At 67.6% G+C, this 18,155-nt stretch carries 16 protein-coding genes; 2 read left to right on the forward strand and 14 right to left on the reverse strand.

Annotated elements, in window-relative coordinates; all coding sequences use genetic code 11:
- The first annotated feature begins 35 nt into the window (after positions 1 to 35).
- Together F3J44_RS12540 and F3J44_RS12545 are read left to right on the forward strand one after the other, a co-directional pair.
- Entirely contained in the window at positions 36 to 2,963 is a 2,928-nt protein-coding gene (locus F3J44_RS12540) for an aminotransferase (protein WP_167272779.1), read from the forward strand.
- A gap of 159 nt (positions 2,964 to 3,122) precedes the next feature.
- The gene (locus tag F3J44_RS12545; protein ID WP_167272781.1) at positions 3,123 to 4,028 is read left to right on the forward strand and encodes a LysR family transcriptional regulator; all 906 of its coding nucleotides are present in this window, start codon (positions 3,123 to 3,125) and stop codon (positions 4,026 to 4,028) included.
- Positions 4,029 to 4,051: 23 nt separating this feature from the next.
- Here the strand turns inward: F3J44_RS12545 and F3J44_RS12550 are convergent, their stop codons facing one another.
- From F3J44_RS12550 to F3J44_RS12615, 14 genes are all read right to left on the reverse strand, one after another.
- The gene (locus tag F3J44_RS12550) at positions 4,052 to 4,744 is read right to left on the reverse strand and encodes a response regulator (RefSeq protein WP_167067221.1); all 693 of its coding nucleotides are present in this window, start codon (positions 4,742 to 4,744) and stop codon (positions 4,052 to 4,054) included.
- Positions 4,741 to 7,395, reverse strand: coding sequence for a sensor histidine kinase KdpD (locus tag F3J44_RS12555; RefSeq protein WP_167272784.1), 2,655 nt, complete (start codon positions 7,393 to 7,395; stop codon positions 4,741 to 4,743). The genes F3J44_RS12550 and F3J44_RS12555 overlap by 4 nt, the downstream gene beginning before the upstream one ends.
- A 124-nt stretch (positions 7,396 to 7,519) precedes the next feature.
- Positions 7,520 to 8,065 (reverse strand): potassium-transporting ATPase subunit KdpC, encoded by a 546-nt coding sequence (gene kdpC, locus F3J44_RS12560; RefSeq protein ID WP_167272786.1) that lies wholly within the window; start codon positions 8,063 to 8,065, stop codon positions 7,520 to 7,522.
- Between the two features lie 10 nt (positions 8,066 to 8,075).
- Complete coding sequence (gene kdpB / locus F3J44_RS12565) at positions 8,076 to 10,124, reverse strand: potassium-transporting ATPase subunit KdpB (protein WP_304622150.1); 2,049 nt, start codon at positions 10,122 to 10,124, stop codon at positions 8,076 to 8,078.
- A gap of 16 nt (positions 10,125 to 10,140) precedes the next feature.
- Positions 10,141 to 11,835, reverse strand: coding sequence for a potassium-transporting ATPase subunit KdpA (gene kdpA / locus F3J44_RS12570; protein WP_167272791.1), 1,695 nt, complete (start codon positions 11,833 to 11,835; stop codon positions 10,141 to 10,143).
- Positions 11,836 to 11,844: 9 nt separating this feature from the next.
- Complete coding sequence (gene kdpF / locus F3J44_RS12575) at positions 11,845 to 11,934, reverse strand: K(+)-transporting ATPase subunit F (protein ID WP_033696222.1); 90 nt, start codon at positions 11,932 to 11,934, stop codon at positions 11,845 to 11,847.
- Positions 11,935 to 12,120: 186 nt separating this feature from the next.
- Positions 12,121 to 13,170, reverse strand: coding sequence for an AI-2E family transporter (locus tag F3J44_RS12580; RefSeq protein ID WP_205299857.1), 1,050 nt, complete (start codon positions 13,168 to 13,170; stop codon positions 12,121 to 12,123).
- A gap of 9 nt (positions 13,171 to 13,179) precedes the next feature.
- Entirely contained in the window at positions 13,180 to 13,974 is a 795-nt protein-coding gene (locus F3J44_RS12585) for a DUF4892 domain-containing protein (RefSeq protein ID WP_167272794.1), read from the reverse strand.
- A 109-nt stretch (positions 13,975 to 14,083) separates the two neighbouring features.
- Positions 14,084 to 14,938: an alpha/beta hydrolase gene (locus F3J44_RS12590; protein WP_167272797.1), complete on the reverse strand. Its 855-nt coding sequence runs from the start codon at positions 14,936 to 14,938 to the stop codon at positions 14,084 to 14,086.
- Positions 14,935 to 15,723: an alpha/beta fold hydrolase gene (locus F3J44_RS12595; RefSeq protein ID WP_167067200.1), complete on the reverse strand. Its 789-nt coding sequence runs from the start codon at positions 15,721 to 15,723 to the stop codon at positions 14,935 to 14,937. The genes F3J44_RS12590 and F3J44_RS12595 overlap by 4 nt, the downstream gene beginning before the upstream one ends.
- A gap of 94 nt (positions 15,724 to 15,817) precedes the next feature.
- Positions 15,818 to 16,186, reverse strand: coding sequence for a hypothetical protein (locus F3J44_RS12600; RefSeq protein WP_167272799.1), 369 nt, complete (start codon positions 16,184 to 16,186; stop codon positions 15,818 to 15,820).
- Positions 16,187 to 16,286: 100 nt separating this feature from the next.
- Complete coding sequence (gene sixA / locus F3J44_RS12605; protein WP_167272802.1) at positions 16,287 to 16,745, reverse strand: phosphohistidine phosphatase SixA; 459 nt, start codon at positions 16,743 to 16,745, stop codon at positions 16,287 to 16,289.
- Entirely contained in the window at positions 16,742 to 17,089 is a 348-nt protein-coding gene (locus F3J44_RS12610; protein ID WP_167067191.1) for a DUF4389 domain-containing protein, read from the reverse strand. Before F3J44_RS12610 ends, sixA begins: the two co-directional genes overlap by 4 nt.
- Positions 17,090 to 17,112: 23 nt before the next feature.
- Entirely contained in the window at positions 17,113 to 18,138 is a 1,026-nt protein-coding gene (locus tag F3J44_RS12615) for an NAD(P)H-dependent glycerol-3-phosphate dehydrogenase (protein WP_167272804.1), read from the reverse strand.
- Between the last annotated feature and the right edge of the window lie 17 nt (positions 18,139 to 18,155).

Consider the following 18,155-nt stretch of genomic DNA (forward strand, 5'->3'; position numbering starts at 1 on the left):
TCGCCTCTGTCACCCATGCACCCACGGTAGAGCCCATGCCCAACCAACACCTGCCCGCCTTCCCTGCCCTCGACACGCTGATCCAGCGCGCCGGCCTGCCCAGCCCCGTGCTCGGCGAAGCCCAGGCCCACGCCCTGCTCAAGGCGCATTACGGTCTGCACGGGGAGTTGTCGGCAATGGGCAGCCAGCAGGACCTGAACTACCGCGTGAACACGGCCCAAGGGCGCTTCGTGCTCAAGGCCTGCCACGGCAGCTACGCCGAGGCCGAGCTGCAGGCCCAGCACGCCGCCCTCGCCTACCTGCGTGAACAAGGCCTGCCCGTGCCCAGCGTGCAACCGGCCAGCAACGGCGAAACCCTGCTGGCCCTGGAGATCGACGGCCAACCGCTGCGGGTGCGCCTGCTCAGCTACATCGACGGCCAGCCACTGACCCGCCTCAAGCACCTGCCCGCACGCCTGGTAGCCGAGCAGGGCAAGCTCTGCGCGCAACTCGGCAACGCGCTGGCAGGTTTCGACCACCCAGGCCTTGTGCGTACCCTGCAATGGGACCCGCAACATGCCCAGGCGCTGATCGCGCACCTGCTGCCGGTGCTGCAGGACGCTGCGCAACGCACCCGCATCACACAGGCCGCGCATTTGGCCAACGCGCGCCTGGCCCCCTTGGCGCAGCGCCTGCCAACCCAGGCCGTACACCTGGACATCACCGACGACAACACCGTGTGGGCCCGCGACGACCAACGCCAATGGCAATTGCAAGGGGTGATCGACTTCGGCGACCTGTCGCGCACCTGGCGCATCGCCGACCTCTCGGTAACCTGCGCAGCCTTGCTGCACCACGCCGAGGGCGACCCGCTGCGTATCCTGCCGGCAGTCAGCGCCTACCAGGCCCTCAACCCACTGACCGAAGCCGAACTGCGTGCCTTGTGGCCGCTGGTCGTCAACCGTGCGGCGGTGCTGGTGCTGAGCAGCGCGCAGCAATTGGCCGTGGACCCTGACAACCAGTACACCCGCGACAATGTCGCCCATGAGTGGGAAATTTTCGATACCGCCACGGCCGTGCCGTTCGCCTTGATGGAGGTGGCCATTCTCCAGGCGGCCGGCCTGCAAGCCGACGTCGCCGACCTGATGGGCTGCGCCGCCCTGCTTCCTGAGTTGGCCGGGCAACCCGTCGGGCGCGTCGACCTGGGCGTGCTCAGTGCCCACTGCGAAGCCGGCAACTGGGAACAGGCAGGCTTCGACCAGCACCTGTTGAGCGCGCAACCTGCGCCGGCCTGCAGCCTGCACGGCCAGTATCGCCTGTCACAAACCCATATCGATCGCCCTGAAGAACCTGCGACCTGCGCGCTGGGCGTAGAGCTGCATGTGCCCAATGGCAGCCCCGTTCAGGCGCCAGAAGCGGGCACCTGGCAACGCCACGGCGACGGCCGCGGTTGCCTGCGCACCTCACACTGGGCCTTGTGGTTGCACGGCCTGGAGGATGCCCCGGCGGATGGCCAGGCGGTGGAGAAAGAGCAACCCCTGGGCAGCAGCTGCGGCTTTCTCAGTGTCCAGCTGTGCCTGGACACCGGCATCCAGCCGCCGTTCTTCGCCACACCGTCCCACGCTGCCGCCTGGCTGGCCCTGTGCCCGTCACCTGCGGCGTTGCTGGGGATCGATTGCGATGCCGAACCACTGGCCGACCCGCAGGCCCTGCTGGCCCGGCGCGACGCCAGCTTCGCCCGCTCGCAGAAGCATTACTACGCCCAGCCGCCGCAGATCGAACGCGGCTGGCGCAACTACCTGATCGACCTGCAGGGCCGTTCCTACCTGGACATGCTCAACAACGTCGCCGTGCTTGGCCACGGGCACCCACGCATGGCCGCTGAAGCGGCGCGCCAGTGGTCGCTGCTCAATACCAACTCGCGTTTTCACTATGCCGCCATCACCGAATTCTCCGAGCGCCTGCTAACGCTTGCGCCCGAGGGCTTCGACCGGGTGTTCATGGTCAACAGCGGCACCGAGGCCAACGACCTGGCCATCCGCCTGGCCTGGGCCTACAGCGGCGGGCGTGACCTGTTGAGCGTGCTGGAGGCCTACCATGGCTGGTCGGTGGCCACCGACGCCATTTCCACCTCCATCGCCGACAACCCGCAGGCCCTGGAAACCCGCCCGGACTGGGTGCACCCGGTCGAGGCGCCGAACACCTTCCGTGGCCGCTTGCGCGGCGCCGACACCGCCGCCGGCTACCTGCGCGACGTCGACGCCAAGCTGGCCGACCTCGACGCCCGTGGCCGCCAGCTGGCCGGCATCATTTGCGAGCCGGTGTATGGCAATGCCGGGGGCATCTCGCTGCCGGCGGGCTACCTGCGCGAGGCCTACGCCAAGGTCCGTGCGCGCGGTGGGGTGTGCATCGCCGATGAGGTGCAGGTCGGCTATGGCCGCCTGGGCGAGTTCTTCTGGGGTTTCGAGGAACAGGGCGTGGTGCCGGACATCATCACCATGGCCAAGGGCATGGGCAACGGCCAGCCGCTGGGCGTGGTCATCACCCGCCGCGAGATTGCCGAGGCGCTGGAGGCCGAGGGCTACTTCTTCTCGTCGGCTGGCGGCAGCCCGGTGAGCTGCCGCATCGGCATGGCCGTGCTCGATGTGATGCAGGAAGAAGGCCTGTGGGACAACGCCCGAGACACCGGGCGCTATTTCAAGGCACGCCTGCAGGCGCTGGTCGACAAGCACCCGCTGGCCGGCGCGGCCCATGGCTCGGGGTTCTACCTGGGGCTTGAGCTGGTGCGCGACCGTGAAACGTTGGAGCCGGCTACCGAGGAAACCATGGCCCTGTGCGACCGCCTGCGTGAGCTGGGGATTTTCATGCAGCCGACGGGGGATTACCTGAACATTCTCAAGATCAAGCCGCCGATGTGCACGACGCGGGCCAGTGTCGACTACTTCGTCGACAGCATTGACCGGGTGTTGGGGGAAGGGTTGTAGCGTTTGGTTTGGGATGTTTGGCGCCTGGGAGATCGAGCGCCGCACGGGCGGCGCTTCGCGAGCTGCGCTCGCTCCTACGGGGATCTGCGCTGTCCTGGTAGGCGCGCAGCGGCGCTCAATCCATTACTCTCAATCACCCCAACCCCAGGCGCGAGCACCATGGCCTTCACCAGCGACTCCCTGACCATCTTCCTCGCCGTGCTGGAAGCCGGCTCGTTCTCCGCCGCCGCCCGCAAGCTGGGCCGCGTGCCGTCAGCCGTGAGCATGGCCATCGCGCAACTGGAGGCGGAACTGGACCTCGCCCTGTTCGACCGCGCCACCCGCAAAGCCCTACCCACCAGCGCCGCATTGGCCCTGGAGCCCCAGGCGCGCCAGGTGATCTGCCAACTCAACCTGCTCGACGCCCAGGCCCTGCAACTGCACCAAGGGCTGGAAAAACGCCTGACCATCGCCATGGCCCCCGAGCTGCAAACCGGCCGCTGGAGCCAGCCGCTGGAAACCCTGGCCAGGGAATTTCCCAGCCTGGAAATCGAAGTGCGCTCGGCCACCCAGACCGAAGCGGTGCGCTTGCTGCATGAAGGCAGCGTGCAACTGGCGCTGGTGTTCGAACGGCCAGGCATCGATGAGCGCGAATCCTTTCTCGAAGCTGGCAGCCAACTGCTGGTAGCCGTCGCCTCGCCGCGCCACCCTGCTGGCAGCAACAGCGGCATGCCCATGCCGGAGGAAGCGTTCGCCGAACAGCGGCAGATCATCGTGGCCTCGGGCAAGGCGACCGGCTCGGACCCACGCATGGTGCTGTCGCGGCGCATCTGGTTGACCGACAGCTACCTGGCGACCCTGGACCTGGTGCAATCCGGCTTGGGCTGGGCCTACCTACCGCAGCCGTTGGTGGAGCCATTGATCGCCTCGGGGGCGCTGGCCGAAGTGCGTTTCAACAACATGGCCAGCCGCTTGCGGCTGTGGGTGGATATCATCTGGCTCAAGCCAAGACCGCTGGGGTTGGGTGCCAGGCGTTACCTGGAAGTGATGCGCCAGCTGTTCGAAAAGGAACCACCAAGAGCCTGAATGCACACGCGCCTACACGATCATCAGGCCGGCGCCACCAGGCGATAGCCCACTCCCGCCTCGGTAATGATGAACCGTGGCGCCGTCGGGTCATCGCCCAGCTTTTGCCGCAAATGCCCCACCACGATCCGCAGGTAATGGGTATCGTCCACATGGGTCGGCCCCCAGATGTCCTTGAGCAGCTGCTGCTGGGTAATCACCCGCCCCGGGTGCCCCGCCAGTTGCGCCAGCAGCGCGTACTCCTTGCGCGTCAGTGCAACCTCCACGCCGTCCAGCGTCACTTTGCGAAAGGCAAAGTCCACCCGCAAAGGCCCGAAGCTCGCCGTCACTTCGCTGCCGCCCGACTGCGGCACCTGGCGTAGCAAGGCCCTCACCCTGGCAAGGAATTCCTGGATGCCGAACGGCTTGGTCACATAGTCGTTGGCACCGCCATCCAGGGCATCGACCTTCTGCACCTCGCTGGCCCGCACCGACAGCACCAGCACCGGCACCGCGCTCCATTCGCGCAGCTCGCGCAGCACCTGCTGGCCGTCCATGTCGGGCAGGCCGAGGTCGAGCACCACCAGGTCCGGCTTGGCCAGGGCCGCCTGGGCCAACCCCTCGCCGCCGGTGGCCGCCTCGATCACCTTGTAGCCCTGGGAGCTCAGGCTGATGCGCAGGAACTTGCGGATCTGCGGTTCGTCATCGATGACCAACAAGGTGGCGGACTGGCTCATGGGCTTTCGCTTTCGGCTTCAGGTTGCGGGGGCAGAGGCAAGCATAGAGTGATGCAGGTGCCGTGGCCATCGATGCCTTCACCGACCAGAATCTGCCCGCCATGGGCTCCGATCATGCCCTGGCAGATCGCCAGGCCCAGGCCGGTGCCCTGGCCGCCGCGGTCGCCACGGGCAGCGGTGTAGAACATGTCGAAGATCTTCTCGCGCTCGGCCACCGGAATGCCCGGGCCTTGGTCGCTGACGGCGAAATGCAGTTGCTCGCCGTGCACGGCGAGCTGCAGCTCAAGGCGCCCCTGGGCTGGGGAAAAGCGTGCGGCGTTTTCCAGCACATTGATCAGCGCCTGCTCGATCAGCGCGGCGTGCACGAACAGCAGCGGCAGCTCAGCGGGCACCTCGGTGTGCACGCGCAGGGGCGCAAGCACCGCGCGCAGGCGGTTCAAGGCGCTGCCGACGATATCGGCCGGGGCCACCCAGTCGCGGGCAAGCTTCAGGCCGCCATGGCCCAGGCGGGTCATGTCGAGCAGGTTCTGGATGTAGCGGTCCAGGCGCTCGGCTTCGTTGCGGGTGCCTTCGAGCAGTTCACGGCGGTCTTCCACGGGAATGGCCTCGCCCAGCGCCAGCAGGCTGTCGATGCTGCCACGCATGGCCGTCAGCGGCGTGCGCAGGTCATGGGACACCGAGGCCAACAGGGCGCTGCGCAACTGCTCGGTTTCGCCGTGCAGGCGCGCCGCTTCAAGCTGCTCGGCCAGGCGCGCCCGGGCCAGGGCCTGGGCCAGCGGTTGGCCAAGCGCCATCAGCAGGCGCCTGCGCTGGGCGCTCAGCGGCTCGCCAGAACGTGGGCGCACGCCAAGCAGTGCCAGCGGCTGCTCATCGACCGCCAGCGGCCACCACCACCAGCGGCCATTGGGCAAGGTGTCGCTGCCGTGGCCGGCGGCCTGGCCATGCTGCCAGGCCCACTCGGCGGCGGCGCGCTCGTTGTCGCTCAAGGCCTGGGCTTCGCCGCTGGCCAGCTGCAGCAGGCCTTCAGTGTTGCGCTCCAGCAGGCACACCTGCACGTCCTTCCAGCCATTGAGGTGGCGGCCAGCAGCGTTGAACACCGCCTGGCGGTCGGTGGCCACGGTCAGCCGGCGGGACAGGTCGAGCAGTTGGTTGGTCTGCGCCTGGGTTTCGCGCAGGGCCTGCAGCTGGCTGCGCTGGCGGGCGGCAAGGTTGCCGGTAAGGGCCGCCATCAGCAGGAAGAACACCAGCGTCAGCACGTCTTCCTCGCGCTGGATGCTGAACGAGAAATTCGGGGGAATGAACAGGAAGTCGTAGGCCAGGAACGACAGCGCCGCACAGGCCAGTGCCGGGCCCAGGCTGCTGCGCACGGCCACCAGCAGCACGGCGGCGAGGAACACCAACGAGATGTTCGGCAGCGCCAGCACGCTGGCCACTGCCCAGGCCAGGCCCGCAGCCAGCCCGGTAGCCAGCAGCGCCAGCAGATAGTGGCGCCAGACCCACACCCGGCTCACCGCCGCCCGCGCCGGGCGCGCCTGGCTGTCGCGGTCGAGCACGTTGATCTCCAGCCCATGGCTTTCACGTAGCAGCCGGGTGGCAACGCCTGCACCGAACAGGCGCCGGCGCAAGCGGTCGCGCGACTGCCCCACCAGCACCAGGCTGGCGCGCCGTTCAGCGGCGTGCTGGATCAACGTGCGGGCCACTTCGCCTGCACGCAGCACCACCACTTCACCACCCAAGCGCTCAGCCAGCTGCTGCGCTGCCTGCAGGCGCTGGCGGGCAGCTTCGTCGCGCAGCCGGCCGTTGTCCACATGCACCAGGCTCCAGGGCAGGTGACGGCGCAGGGCGACACGGCTGGCGTGGCGCACCAGGCGCTCGGCTTGTTCATCGCCGTCCACCCCGACCAGCAGGCGCCCGCGCAGGGCCGGCGCTGCTTCACCGCGCAGGCGGTAACCATGGGCCAGGTCGGCGTCCACCTGCGCGGCGGCGGTCTGCATGGCCAGCTCGCGCAGGGCGGTGAGGTTGGTTGGCGAGAAGAACGCATCGATGGCGGCGCGCGCCTGCTCCGGCACGTACACCTTGCCTTCGCGCAGGCGCTCAAGCAGTTCACGTGGCGGCAGGTCGATCAGGACCAGCTCGAAGGCCTCCTGCAGCACCCAATCCGGCAGGGTTTCGCGCACCTGCACGCCGGTGATGCCGCGAACTTTGTCGTTGAGGCTTTCCAGGTGCTGGACATTGACCGTGGTGTACACGTCGATGCCGGCGGCGAGCAGTTCCTGCACGTCCTGCCAGCGTTTGGCATGGCGGCTGCCGGGGGCGTTGGTGTGGGCCAGCTCGTCGACCAGGGCCAGGGCCGGGGCGGCCTTGAGCAGGCCATCCAGGTCCATTTCCTCAAGGGTGACACCGCGGTACTCGCTGCGCAGCAGGGGTTGCTGGAGCAAGCCGCCGAGCAGGGCCTCGGTTTCGGCCCGGCCGTGGGTTTCGACCACCGCCGCCAGCACCTGCACGCCCTGGCGTTGCTGGGCGTGGGCGGCCTGGAGCATGGCGAAGGTCTTGCCCACGCCGGGGGCGGCGCCGAGAAAGACCTTCAGGCGGCCGCGGCCAGCACGCGGGAGGGTGGCCAGCAGTGCGTCGGCGCGGGTGGAATCATTCATGTTCGATCCTTAGATGTGCACAGGCTTCTTGGGCCTCATCGCGAGCTTCGCTCGCCCCTACGGGGGCATGTGTTCACCGGTAGGAGCGAGCGAAGCTCGCGATGAGGCCCGCAAGGCCGGCCCTTCAAAGCCGCTCAAGCGCCTGGTTCAACGCCAGCACATTGACCACTGGCGGCCCGATCAATGGGTGGAGGGTGGCTTGTTCCAGCAAGGCTTGCAAGCGCGCCTGGGGCACCTGCCGCGCTGCCGCCACGCGCGGAATCTGATACGCCACGGCTTCAGGCGGCAGGTGCGGGTCCAGGCCGCTGCCCGAGGTGGTCAGCAAGGCCTGGGGCACCGGCCCCAGCGCCGCCTGGTACAGCGCCGCGGCATCGCCCTTGACCCGCTCGGCCAAGGCCGGGTTGCTCGGCGCCAGGTTGCTCGCGCTGCTGGCCACGGTGGCGTAGGCACCTGCCGAGGGCCGCGCATGGAACCAGCCATCGCCCTGGAAATCCTGGGCGATCAGCGCCGACCCACGCACCTGCCCTTGTTCATCGCGCACCAGGCTGCCATTGGCCTGCTCGGGGAACGCCAACTGGGCAACCCCGGTCACGGCCAGTGGGTACAGCGCGCCGGTGACCACGGTCATCAGCACAATCAGGCTCAAGGCCGGGCGTACATAGGTGTTCATGGTGGCCTCCTCAGACCAGGTGCAAGGCAGTGAGCAGCAGGTCGATCAGCTTGATCCCGGCAAACGGCACGACGATGCCGCCCACCCCATAGATCAACAGGTTGCGCCGCAGCAGGTGCGCCGCGCTCGCCGCCTGCACGCGCACACCGCGCAGCGCCAGCGGAATCAGCACGACGATGATCAGCGCGTTGAACACGATGGCCGACAGGATCGCGCTCTGCGGGCTGGCCAAGTGCATCAGGTTGAGCACGCCCAGTTGCGGGTAGATGGCGGCGAACAACGCCGGCAGGATGGCGAAATACTTGGCCACGTCGTTGGCAATGGAGAAGGTGGTGAGTGCGCCACGGGTCACCAGCAGCTCCTTGCCCACCTGCACCACATCCAGCAGCTTGGTCGGGTCGCTGTCCAGGTCGACCATGTTGGCCGCCTCGCGCGCCGCCTGGGTGCCATCGTTCATGGCCATGCCGACGTCGGCCTGGGCCAGCGCCGGGGCGTCGTTGGCGCCGTCGCCACACATCGCCACCAGGCGGCCATCGTTCTGTTCCTGGCGAATGCGCGCCAGCTTCTTCTCCGGGGTGGCTTCGGCAAGCACGTCGTCAACACCGGCCTCGGCGGCGATGGCAGCGGCGGTCAGCGGGTTGTCGCCGGTGACCATCACCGTGCGAATACCCAGCTTGCGCAGTTCGGCGAAGCGTTCGCGGATGCCGGGCTTGACCACGTCCTTGAGGTGGATCACGCCCAACAGGCGCCTGTCCAGGCACACCAGCAGGGGCGTGCCGCCGCTCTGGGCGATGCGCTCCACTTCACGGGCCAGGGCGGCCGGCATCTCCAGGCGCTGCATGCCGACGAAGGCCAGCAGCGCATCGACGGCGCCCTTGCGGTAGCGGTGCTGCTGGAAGTCGATGCCCGACAGGCGCGTTTCGGCGCTGAAGGCGATGGCCGTGTACTGCCCAGGCGCCGGCTCGGTGAAATCGTGCAACTGGCGCAGGTACTCGACCACCGACTTGCCTTCGGCAGTGTCATCGGCCAGGGAGGCGAGCAAGGCGCCCTCCCCCAGCTCCCGGGCAGTGACGCCAGGGGCGGCGTGCAGGGCGCTGCAGCGGCGGTTGCCAAAGGTGATGGTGCCGGTCTTGTCGAGCATCAGCGTGTGCACGTCGCCAGCCGCCTCGACCGCACGGCCGGAGCGGGCGATCACGTTGAGCCGCACCAGGCGGTCCATGCCGGCGATGCCGATGGCCGAAAGCAGGCCGCCGATGGTGGTCGGGATCAACGTGACCAGCAGCGCGGCGAGAAAGATCAGCGGCAGGCTGCCACCGGCGAAATGGGCGAAGGGCTGCAGGGTCACCACCACGATCAGGAAGATCAGGGTCAGGCCGATCAGCAGGATATCCAGGGCGATTTCGTTCGGGGTTTTCTGCCGTTTGGCGCCTTCGACCAGGGCGATCATGCGGTCCAGGGTGGACTCGCCGGGGTTGCTGGTGATGCGGATCAGCAGCCAGTCGGACACCAGCCGGGTATTGCCGGTCACCGCCGAGCGGTCGCCACCGGACTCACGAATGACCGGCGCCGACTCACCGGTGATGGCCGCCTCGTTGACCGCCGCGATGCCTTCGAGCACCTCGCCGTCAGCGGGGATCATCTCACCGGCCACCACGCGCACCACATCGTCCTTGCGCAGCGACGTGGCCAGGACGGTTTCGAAGCTGCCATCGCGCTTGCGCCGCTGCGCCGTCAGCCCCTGGCTGCCGGCCTTGAGGCTGTCGGCGCGGGCCTTGCCGCGGCCTTCGGCCAGTGCTTCGGCGAAGTTGGCGAACAACACGGTAAACCACAGCCACAGGGCGATCTGCGCCGCCACGCCGCTGCTGACGCCGTTGCCGGGGGCAAAGCACAGGGCCGTGGTGAGCACCGCGGTCAGGGCCACCACCAGCATGACCGGCGCGCGCTTGAGCTGGCGCGGGTCGAGTTTGACGAAGGCCTGCACCAGCGCCGGGCGCCACAGGGCGGCGAAGCGGGTCTGGTCCTTGGCAGCGTGGGGCGCGTTCATATCGGGAAGGGGCATGTTCATGGATGATTCCTCAGAAACCTAGGCTCAACTGCTCGGCAATCGGCCCAAGGGCCAGGGTCGGCAGGAAGGTCAGGCCACCCACCAGCAGGATGGTCACCAGCAACAGGCTGGCGAACAGCGGGCCGTGGGTGGGAAAGCTGTTCAGGCCCTGGGGCGCGCTGTTCTTGGCCGCCAAACTGCCGGCCAGGGCGAGAACCGGCAGGATGTAGCCGAAGCGGCCGATCAGCATGGCCAGGCCGATCATCAGGTTGTGAAACACCGTGTTAGCGCCGAAACCTGCGAACGCCGACCCGTTGTTGGCAGTGGCCGAGGTGTAGGCATACAGCAGCTGGCTGAAGCCATGGGCACCAGGGTTGCTTACCGCCCCTGCCGGGCCCGGCAGGCTGGCGGCGATGGCGCCGAGCACCAGCACGCCGACCGGCATCACCAGCAAGGTTGCCACCAACAGTTGCACCTCCCGCGCCTGCAGCTTCTTGCCCAGGTATTCCGGGGTGCGGCCGATCATCAACCCGGCCAGGAACACCGCGATCAGCACGAACAGCAGCATGCCGTAGAGCCCTGCGCCAACCCCGCCGAAAATCACTTCGCCGACCATCATGTTGACCAGCGCGACCATGCCGGTCAGCGGGTTGAGGCTGTCGTGCATGGCGTTGACCGAGCCGTTGGAAGCCGCCGTGGTGGTGACCGTCCACAGCACCGAGCCGGTGGTGCCAAAGCGGCTTTCCTTGCCTTCCATGGGCGGTGCCTGTTGCACCTGGGCGCTTGCCAGTGCCGGGTTCGGCTGGTACTCCGCCCACAGCGCAGTGGCGCCGCCGAGCAGGAACAGGGCCAGCATGCAGGCGATGATCGCGCGGCTCTGGCGCAGGTCCTTGACGTAGTGGCCGAAGGTGAACACCAGCGCCACCGGAATCAGGATGATCGACGCCACCTCGAACAGGTTGCTCCAGGCGGTGGGGTTTTCGAACGGATGGGCCGAGTTGACGCCGAAGAAGCCACCGCCGTTGGTGCCCAGTTGCTTGATGGCGATCTGGCTGGCGGCCGGGCCCAGTGGGATGACCTGGTCGGCGCCCTGCAGGGTTACGGCATGGGCATAGTCGGCGAAGGTTTGCGGCACGCCCTGCCACACCAGCAGCAGTGCCAGCAGCAGGCACAGCGGCAGCAGCCCGTAGAGCGTGGCGCGGGTCATGTCGACCCAGAAGTTGCCCAGGCTGGTGGTCGAGCGCCGGGCAATGCCACGGCACAGGGCAACCAGCACGGCAAGGCCGGTGGCGGCGCTGACGAAATTCTGCACAGTCAGGCCGAGCATCTGGCTCAGGTAGCTGACCGAGGCTTCACCGCTGTAGGCCTGCCAGTTGGTGTTGGTGACGAAGCTCACCGCCGTGTTGAAGGCCAGCGACCATTCCTGGCCAGGCAGGTGCTGCGGGTTCAGGGGCAGGTAGCCTTGCAGCAGCAGCACGGCGAATAGCAGCAGGAAGCCGGCCAGGTTGAAGGCCAGCAGGGCCAGGGTGTATTGCTTCCAGTTCTGCGCCTGTTCGGCGCGTACCCCGGCCAGGCGATAGCAGCCCCGCTCCAGCGGCCCGAGCAGCGGCGTCAGCCAGGTGCGCTGGCCTTCCATGACCTTGTAGTAGAAGCGCCCAAGCCAGGGTGCCGGCAGCAGCACGATGGCGAAGAAGGCCAGTAGCAATGCGTAGTCGTAACTGTGCATGGCGGCTCCCTAGCTGCGATCGGCGCGCAGCAGCGCCACCAGCAGGTATACCGCCAAGGCCACTGCCAACAGCAGTGACAGACCGTCGAGCATGTACATGATTGCAACTCCCCTGTTCGCGGTTTCTTACCGCTTTGGGGGAATTGTCCGAGGGTGGGGCGTAAAGGGGCGAGATGGGCGGGTTGGGGTAGGAATAAAGAATGCGTAAAAATCGAAGGTGGGGTTGTCTGGGCCGGCCTCTTCGCGGGGCAAGCCCGCGCCTACACGCGAAGAGGCCGCCACAGGTTACTGCCGAGCCTGCTCTGAGTGCCTGCTCCAATCCAGCAGCAGGCTATACCCCACCGCCAGCAAGGTCGGCCCGATGAACAGGCCGATGAAGCCAAAGGCGATCAACCCGCCAAACACCCCCAGCAACACGATCACCAGCGGCAGGTTGCCGCCGCGGCTGATCAGGTAAGGCTTGAGCACATTGTCCACACCGCTGATGACGAACGTGCCCCAGATGCCCAGGAACACCGCCATCCCGTACTCGCCCTTCCACGCTAGCCAGCCGGTCGCGGGGATCCACGCCAACGGCGGCCCCATCGGGATCAGGCTGAGCATGAAGGTCACCAGCCCCAGCACGATGGCACCGGGCACACCGGCGATCAGGAAGCCGATCAGCGCCAGCAGGGCCTGCGCCGCCGCCGTACCGATCACCCCGTTGACCACACGCTGCACGGTACCGGCCACCAGGTCCAGGTAGTAATCGGCGCGCTCGCCCACCAACCGCTGCAGCAGGCGCAGCACGAAGGCCGACAGGCGCGGGCCGTCGCGGTAGAAGAAGAACACGAACACCAGGCTCAGGGTCAGTTCCAGTATGCCGCTGCCGATCTGCGCGCTGCGTGCCAGCAGCCAATTGCCGACCTGGCCCAGGTAGGGCTTGGCCGTGGCCAGCAAGGCCGCGCCCTGCTGGTCGAGCGATTGCCAGCCACTGACCAGGCGCTCGCCAACCAAGGGAATGCTGCCGAGCCAGTCGGGGGCATCGGGCAGGCCGTCGACTTGCACATCGCGCACGAACGCGGTGGCATCGCGAATGTGGTCGGCCAGGTTGAAGCCCAGCCACACCAGCGGCAGCGCCACGATCAGGATCCAGGCCGTGGTCAGCAGGCTGGCAGCGAGGGTTTCACGCCCGCCCAGCAGGCGCGTGAGCAAGCGCATCAACGGCCAGCTGGCGAAAGCCAGGATAGCCCCCCACAGCAGGGCGGAAATGAACGGCGCCATTACCCACAGCGCGGCGCCCAGCAGTGCCAGCAGCAGAATCTGGATCAGCAGGCGGTCATTGTTGACCATCATGGGGCTCACTCAACGGATCAGTTCCAGGTGCAGGCCATCGGTCGGCGCGCTGCCCACCTCAAGCCGGCCGTCACGCACGCCAGCCTTGAGCAGTTGCTCGCGCCAGGCCTCGGCCTGGGCGCCGCTCAGGCTCGCGCGCAAGGTGCTGTCGAGGTTCAGGCTGCGCGCCAGCAGCGCCACCCAGTTGGCCTGTGGCTCGGCAAGGTCAGGGTAGTCGAGCTTGCCGGTGTCGCGCATCTCGCGCAGCACCGTGGCGGCGGTGGGCAGTATGTCGCCCAGCGCACTGGCGGCGACGAACTCTTCGACATGCAGGTAGGCACGGCGGTTGCCACGGGTAACGCTGTACAGCGCGACCAGGGTATCGGCTTGCTCGGCCGACCGGCGCAGCAGGATGAACGCCTGTTGCTCGTCGCCACCGTTGAGGCGGGCGTTGGCGAACACGTCGTTGGCCCACAGGCTGGCCTCGCCGCAGTCGCGGCCCTGGCACCAGAACAACGGGTAGCCGCCATCATGCTGAAGGGCTTCGCGGGCACTGGTGAAGGCTTCGCGGGCGGTGCGCTCGACGGGCAGTTCATAGGTTACCGAGCTGACCAGGCCGCGGCTCTCGACCTTGTCCTCGACCCGCAGCCGGCCGCTGATCTTGCGCAGCGGGCCCAGTGGGTACACGCGCTCCTGCTCCACGGCCGGGCGTTCGTCCACCACTTTGCCATCGACCGGAACCGGCAGGGTGCCGGCCAGCAGCAGCGGGCTGGCCAGCGCCAGGCAGGCCGCGAAGGCCAGGCGCAGGGTTGTGGGCGCGCTCATCGGCGGCCCAGGCGGCGCTCAGCGCCGAAGTGAAGCTCCAGGATGTCTGGCAGTTGCATGGTTGTCTCCCTGTTCAACCCGCCAAGCCTCGGCACTTGGCCGATGCAAGTCAAGCAAAGCCAAGGAAGCGATTGAAACAGTCTGCGACAAGGGCCGCGCCTGCCTCGTCATTCAAGTGCAGGTGATGGCCGCCGGGCAGCACCGTCTGCTGGAAGGGTAGCTGCTCCAGCAGCTCGGTGTGCCGCGCCAGCATGCCATCGGCCGCCACCACCAGGCTGGCCGGGCAACCCACCCGGCGCACGTAGGCCATGGCCTGGGCCTGGCTCAGGCGCAGCGGCGAAGGCAGGGTCAGGCGGCTGTCGCTGCGCCAGCTATAGCCCCCGGGCACCGGCATCAGCCCACGCTGGGCCAACAGTTCGGCAGCCTCGCGGCTGACCGCGACCATGCCCTTCATGCGCGCCTGCACACCCTCCTCGACAGTGGCGTACACCGTCTTGCGCTTGCCATCCAGGCGCAATTGGGCCTGCAGGGCCATGCCCAGGCGCTCGCCGGCGTCCTGCTCGGCGCCGGTGGGCGGAATAACCCCGTCGATCAGCAGCAGGTGGCTGACCCGCTCGGGCAAGGCGCCGGCCAGCTGCACGGAAATAATCGCCCCCAGCGAATGCCCGAGCAGGGCAAACCGGCTCCAGCCCAGCTGCTCGGCAACGCGCAGTACATCATGGGCGTAGTCGGGCAAGGCGTAGCCGGCACCCGGCGGGCGGTGCTCGGAATAGCCATGCCCGGCCAGGTCGAGCGCAACAATGCGCAGGCCCTTCAAGCGTGGCGCCAGCCGGGCAAAACTGTTGGCGTTGTCCAGCCAGCCGTGCAGGGCGATCACCGGCAGGCCATCTGCCGGGCCGAACAGGTGCGCCGCCAGTTCGATATGCCCGAGGTTCAGGCGGGTTTCCTCGACGTGCGCGCTCATGCCTGGCTCCAGCGGTCGAACAGGCCCTTGATCAGGCTGGCGGTGTCGGTGGGCCGCTCCAACGGGAACATGTGCCCGCCCGGGACGCTGTGGTACTCGCCCCGGGGCATGCTGCGCACCGCCAGTGCATGGTGGCGGCGGATAACGTTGCTGCGCTCGCCGCGCACCATCGCCAACGGCACTTGCAGCTGGCGGGCCGGTGCCGGGCTGGTGTGGGGGATGTTGCGGTAGATGCTGATTTCGGTGGCCGGGTCGAAGCGCAGGCGCAAGCCTTCATTGGCCGCCTGTAAGCCATGTTCCAGGTAGGCCTCCAGGCAATCGGGGTCGAATTGGCGGAACAGCGACTTGCTGGCGAAGTAGTCGCGGGCGCTGTCGCGGTCAGCGAATGCCTCGCGCCGGCCCAGGGTGCGCCCGGCCGGGGTGATGCGGTCGATGAAGCCAAAGCGCTTGGCGGTGCGCAGCAGCCACTGGTCGGCGCGGGTGAGCACCGGTGAATCGAGCATGACCACGCCACGGTAATACTCGGGCCGGCGCAAGGCCGCGTGCAGGTGCAACACACCGCCCAGGGAATGGCCAACGCCCCACACCGGCGCCTCTTGTTGCGCCAGGTGGTGCAGCAGTTCGTCCACCAGTTGTTGCCAGTTCTCGCCCACCGGGAAGCGTGGGTCATGGCCATGCTGCTCCAGGTGCCCTACCCGGTAGTCCGGCGCCAGGGCCGCGAACAGCTTGCCGTAGGTTGCAGACGGAAAGCCGTTGGCATGGGCGAAGAAAATCTGCTGCGACATGGCGGCGAGTCCGGGCCAAGGGATGATGGCCCATTGTCAGCGCTGGCGGGTCACTCGGCAACGTCTGGAAAGGTCATCGGCAAGGGCGATCAGGTCATGCCTGGGCGTCGAAACTGCCCAGCGAGCGGCGCAGGCAGGCTTGCATGCAGGCCAGTTGCCCTTCCAGGGCCTCACGGGCCAGGCGCTGGTCTTGCGGGGGCAGTTGCAGGCGGCGCAGGGTCAGGCAACTGGCTTGCAGCAAGTGGGCGAGCTGCTGGCAGGCTTCCTGCAACGTCTGCAGGTCGTTGGCGGCCTGCGCGGCGGGCGCGCCCTGCAACCTGCCCAGCAATTGGTAGAGCTTGGCGTCCGCCCCTTCGCGCAGCAGGCTGTATTGGGCAAAGTCCAGGGCAATACCGTTGTGGACCTTGTCCACCGTCGGTTGCAGGTCCATCGAGCCCACCAGTTCCAAGCGCCGCCCAAACATTCATCGCACCTCGGCCCAGTCATGTACCTGTCATGTGGGGCCAAGGCTAGCAATGGATCCAAAGTCCCGGCAACTGACAGAAATGCCAGTTGCAATGGCCTCAGGGGGCGTGGTGGAGGTGGTGCAGGGTCATCAGCCCGGCCAGCGGCCAGTCACCCTCAAGCACGGCCAGGCTGGCGGTGCCCATGGGCGCCGCCTGCTGCACATGGCCATGTTCGAGCAGGCCCACCAGCGCCCCCACCAACGGCTGGTGGCTGACCAGTAACACATGCTCAAGGCCCAGGCGTTCGAGCTGCCCGAGCACCTGCTGCACGTTGCTTTCCGGGGTCAGCCAGGGCACGGTGCGCACCGGCTCGGCGAAGCCCAAGGTGTCATGCACCAGGGCCGCCGTCTGCTGGACGCGCACGAAGGGGCTGGCATAGATCGCCTGCAACGGTTGGCCGAGCAGGTGCGCGGCGCTGTGCAGCACTTGCTCGCGGCCATGGCCGGTCAGGCGCCGTTCGGCATCGGTATTGGCCCGCGGCTCGGCCTCGCCATGGCGCAGCACCCACAGCTTCACAGCTTCGGCTCCTCGTCACGCACTGGGTGCGGCGCCGGAGCCACGGCATGGGGCGCCTCGCCTTCCGGGGCACGCGGGGTTGGCCAGTCGGCGAACGGCCAGGGTTTCTGGTCGGTGTGGAAGCTGCCGAAGCGGCCGATCTGTGCCAGGTACTGGCTCAGGCTGTCGCCAAAGTTCATCAGGCTGGCGCTGGGCGCAGCGTAGATCAGGCGGTAGACCAGTTGCACCAGCACCAGGCCACCCAGCAGCAGTTCGGCCAGCTGCCAGACCACCAGGAACACCAGCATCCACAGCACCCGCAGGATGATCGACTCGCGCTGGGCGCGCTCTGGGGTATCGTTCATGTTTCGCTCCTTGCTCGGGGCTTTCAGTTGAAGCCGCTGATGGAAATGAAGTCGACGTCGGTCTTGGGTTCGGCGCGCATCAGGTGCTCGATCACCTGGTTCAACGTGCGGCCTTCGAACAGGATGGCGTGCAGGCCAGCCACCAGCGGCATGTACACCTGCACCTCCTGGGCCTTGGCCTTGAGCACCTTGAGGGTATTGACCCCTTCGGCCACTTCGCCCAGGCGGCTGACGGCCTGTTCCAGGGTCAGGCCCTGGCCGAGGGCATGGCCCACCTGGTAGTTGCGGCTCTTGGGCGAGGAGCAGGTGACGATCAGGTCACCGACCCCGGCCAGGCCCAGGAAGGTCATGGGGTTGGCGCCCTGGCTCACGGCGAAGCGGGTCATCTCGGCCAGGGCGCGGGTAATCAGCATGCTCTTGGTGTTCTCACCCATGCCCAGGGCAACGGCCATGCCGGCGATGATGGCATAGACGTTTTTCAGCGCCCCGCCCAGCTCGACGCCAAAGCGGTCGGCACTGGCATAGACGCGGAAGGTGCGGCCATGCAACACGGCCTGCACGCGCTGGCACAGGGCCTCGTCTTCGCTGGCGACCACGGTGGCGGTCAGCGCATGCTCGGCGATCTCACGGGCCAGGTTGGGGCCGGACAGCACGCCGATGCGTGCCTGGGGGGCGATTTCTTCAAGGATCTGGCTCATCAGCTTGAAGCTCTGCGCCTCGATGCCCTTGGTCAGGCTGACCAGGCACTTGCCGCTCAGCAGGTCGGCGTGGGGCGCCAGCACGCTGCGCAGGGCACTGGAGGGCAAGGCGACGAAAATCAGGTCGCTCGCTTGCAGGGTGGCCAGCAGGTCGTTGACCGGCTCGACACCGTCCAGCAGGCGGATACCCTTGAGGTAGCGCGGGTTCTCGCGGTTGACGCGCATTGCCTCGGCTTGTTCGGGGTCGCGCATCCATTGGCGCACTGGCACGCCGTTCTCGGCCAGTAGGTTCGCCACGGCGGTGCCGAAGCTGCCGCCTCCCAGAACTGCAACAGGTTGCTGTTCAGTCATAATCGATCCGTTAAAGC

Origin of the sequence: Pantoea sp. Tr-811, from assembly GCF_011752535.1 — a bacterium.
Taxonomy (GTDB): domain Bacteria; phylum Pseudomonadota; class Gammaproteobacteria; order Pseudomonadales; family Pseudomonadaceae; genus Aquipseudomonas.

What these genes read in the sequence shown, in the direction of transcription:
- F3J44_RS12555 (WP_167272784.1), bottom strand. Translation starts at nt 7,395, where the DNA reads ATGAATGATTCCACCCGCGCCGACGCACTGCTGGCCACCCTCCCGCGT.
- F3J44_RS12545 (WP_167272781.1), top strand. Translation starts at nt 3,123, where the DNA reads ATGGCCTTCACCAGCGACTCCCTGACCATCTTCCTCGCCGTGCTGGAA.
- F3J44_RS12615 (WP_167272804.1), bottom strand. Translation starts at nt 18,138, where the DNA reads ATGACTGAACAGCAACCTGTTGCAGTTCTGGGAGGCGGCAGCTTCGGC.
- kdpB (WP_304622150.1), bottom strand. Translation starts at nt 10,124, where the DNA reads ATGCCCCTTCCCGATATGAACGCGCCCCACGCTGCCAAGGACCAGACC.
- F3J44_RS12595 (WP_167067200.1), bottom strand. Translation starts at nt 15,723, where the DNA reads ATGTCGCAGCAGATTTTCTTCGCCCATGCCAACGGCTTTCCGTCTGCA.
- F3J44_RS12550 (WP_167067221.1), bottom strand. Translation starts at nt 4,744, where the DNA reads ATGAGCCAGTCCGCCACCTTGTTGGTCATCGATGACGAACCGCAGATC.
- F3J44_RS12580 (WP_205299857.1), bottom strand. Translation starts at nt 13,170, where the DNA reads ATGATGGTCAACAATGACCGCCTGCTGATCCAGATTCTGCTGCTGGCA.
- F3J44_RS12600 (WP_167272799.1), bottom strand. Translation starts at nt 16,186, where the DNA reads ATGTTTGGGCGGCGCTTGGAACTGGTGGGCTCGATGGACCTGCAACCG.
- kdpF (WP_033696222.1), bottom strand. Translation starts at nt 11,934, where the DNA reads ATGTACATGCTCGACGGTCTGTCACTGCTGTTGGCAGTGGCCTTGGCG.
- F3J44_RS12610 (WP_167067191.1), bottom strand. Translation starts at nt 17,089, where the DNA reads ATGAACGATACCCCAGAGCGCGCCCAGCGCGAGTCGATCATCCTGCGG.
- F3J44_RS12540 (WP_167272779.1), top strand. Translation starts at nt 36, where the DNA reads ATGCCCAACCAACACCTGCCCGCCTTCCCTGCCCTCGACACGCTGATC.
- kdpC (WP_167272786.1), bottom strand. Translation starts at nt 8,065, where the DNA reads ATGAACACCTATGTACGCCCGGCCTTGAGCCTGATTGTGCTGATGACC.
- kdpA (WP_167272791.1), bottom strand. Translation starts at nt 11,835, where the DNA reads ATGCACAGTTACGACTACGCATTGCTACTGGCCTTCTTCGCCATCGTG.
- F3J44_RS12590 (WP_167272797.1), bottom strand. Translation starts at nt 14,938, where the DNA reads ATGAGCGCGCACGTCGAGGAAACCCGCCTGAACCTCGGGCATATCGAA.
- F3J44_RS12585 (WP_167272794.1), bottom strand. Translation starts at nt 13,974, where the DNA reads ATGAGCGCGCCCACAACCCTGCGCCTGGCCTTCGCGGCCTGCCTGGCG.